At 55.1% G+C, this 1,969-nt stretch carries 2 protein-coding genes; both read left to right on the top strand.

The window, feature by feature from the left end:
• The first annotated feature begins 86 nt into the window (after window positions 1-86).
• Complete coding sequence (locus ACUVSA_RS10610) at window positions 87-410, top strand: class I SAM-dependent methyltransferase (RefSeq protein ID WP_445894784.1); 324 nt, start codon at window positions 87-89, stop codon at window positions 408-410.
• Between the two features lie 288 nt (window positions 411-698).
• Window positions 699-1,850, top strand: a complete 1,152-nt coding sequence (locus ACUVSA_RS10605) for a lipocalin-like domain-containing protein (protein WP_445894783.1) — start codon at window positions 699-701, stop codon at window positions 1,848-1,850.
• Window positions 1,851-1,969: the final 119 nt, after the last annotated feature.

The following is a 1,969-nucleotide window of genomic DNA, read 5'->3' as shown; positions in this document are numbered from 1 at the left end:
CGGGCAGCGGCTCGATCGCTGAAAAGCTCACGCATCACTTGCGCTCTTCTGGGTTCGCATTCGGTCAAGAACACCAAGACCCTCAAGTGAATGTCCAAGTGGGCGATTCCGGGTTTTTTCGCCGCGTCTTCTTTGGAGGCGACGTAGCTCTTGGGGAATCCTTCATGGACGGTGCTTGGGATACTGAGAACCTGACCGAATTCATGCGTTTGCTCATCCTCAATCGAGAAGCCCTGGAAGGCAAGCAAAGCGTCGCATCCAAGGCTCTAGGCATTTTCAACAGGTGGCGTCATCTGGCGCGCGCCAACACGCTGCTCGGCAGCCGGAGGAACAACGGGCGCCATTACGATCTGAGTAAGGAACTCTTTGCTGCATTTTTGGATGATTCCATGACCTATTCCTGTGCCTAGTTTGCCGATGACCAAGAGGGTCTAGAGACGGCACAACGGGGAAAACTGCAACGTATCATGGACAAGGCGCGCCTCAGTCCCGAAGATCACGTGCTGGAAATTGGCTATTGTATCCATCCATCACCATACCCGATTGGTGCAGCAGGGCAGGGGCTGAAAAGCCGCGTTCACCGGTGTCACCTTTCGCATGCGTAGTCCATACGCTTTTGTCTTGGTTTCACAGAAAAAATATACTAACGGCCAAAAGAGTCCGTAGAAGATTGCAACTCAAAAGTCAGGGAGCTGATCATGCGGGAATGGTTGCAATCACGCTTTGTTTTAAGTGCATGTAAGCTGCTTGTGCTCTGGGGATTTTTATGCGGTTGGGCGTGGGGCGAAGATGGCGCGCCGCCGGGCTTTTTCAAGGTGCGCGGCCCGTGCGGCTTGCGTTTTCCCACAGACCATGGCGCACATGAGGGCTATCGCACCGAATGGTGGTACTATACGGGCAATGTGCGGACGAATGCCGGACGACTCTATGGGTTTCAGCTGACCTTCTTTCGATACCAGCTCTCTGCGAAGGGGAATGTGGGACAAGGAGATGCATTGTCTCCATGGCGGACGAACCAAATGTATTTCGCCCATGCGGCTTTGAGTGATGTGTCCCAAGGACGGTTTCGATACGAAGAGAAAGCCTTGCGTGGAGCCGGCGGTCTTGCGGGTGTGGACGCAGTGCAGGAAACCGTCAAGGTCTGGGTTCACCCCTGGAAAATGCATATCGGGCCGAATCGTCATGAGCTTCAAGCAGAAGCTCGAAGCTTTGCTTTGGATCTTCACTTGATGCCCCTTAAAGATGTGGTGCTGCATGGTACGGAAGGCTACAGCCTCAAAGGGTCCGACCCGGAACGGGCCAGTTGCTACTATTCCCTGACGCGCCTGAAAGCTCAGGGGACGGTGCGGGTGGAGGGTGAAGAGCATCCCGTGACGGGTCTTGCTTGGATGGATCACGAATACAGTTCCGAACCCTTGGAGCCCGGACTGCAGGGATGGGATTGGTTCAGTCTGCAGCTTGATGACGGAACGGAGCTCATGCTGTTTGGCTTGCGCCAGAAGGACGGGGCCTGGCATCCTGCATCTTCCGGCACCTTTGTCGACATTTCGGGTGAAACGCAACATCTCACCCGTGGTGACCTCGTCGTGGATGTGGTTTCTTTATGGAAAAGTCCTCGATCCAAAGCGACGTACCCGGCCGGATGGCGCCTGAAGGTGCCGAGTTTGGATCTGCATCTGGAAATCCGGCCGAACCTTGCAGACCAGGAACTGGAAACGGCATCCACAACAAGAGTCACGTACTGGGAAGGATCCGTCTCCTGTGAGGGAAAGCGACAGGGGAAGAGTGTCCGAGGCTTGGGCTATGTGGAACTTACAGGCTACGCCCGACCCTTTGACGCCCCCCTTTAGCCCCCTGCCCAAGAACGCCTCTTCTTTCCCCTGTCCGTGGGCAGACTCTTAAGGCCAGATTTTTAAAAGGCTCATCAAGGCCACCAACAGAGAAAACCCCAGACCCATTGTCCATTGGA

This window comes from Desulfosoma sp. (assembly GCF_052743555.1).
The sequence above is the reverse complement of the archived record's forward strand: the minus strand, read 5'-3'. Positions and strand labels throughout refer to the sequence as shown.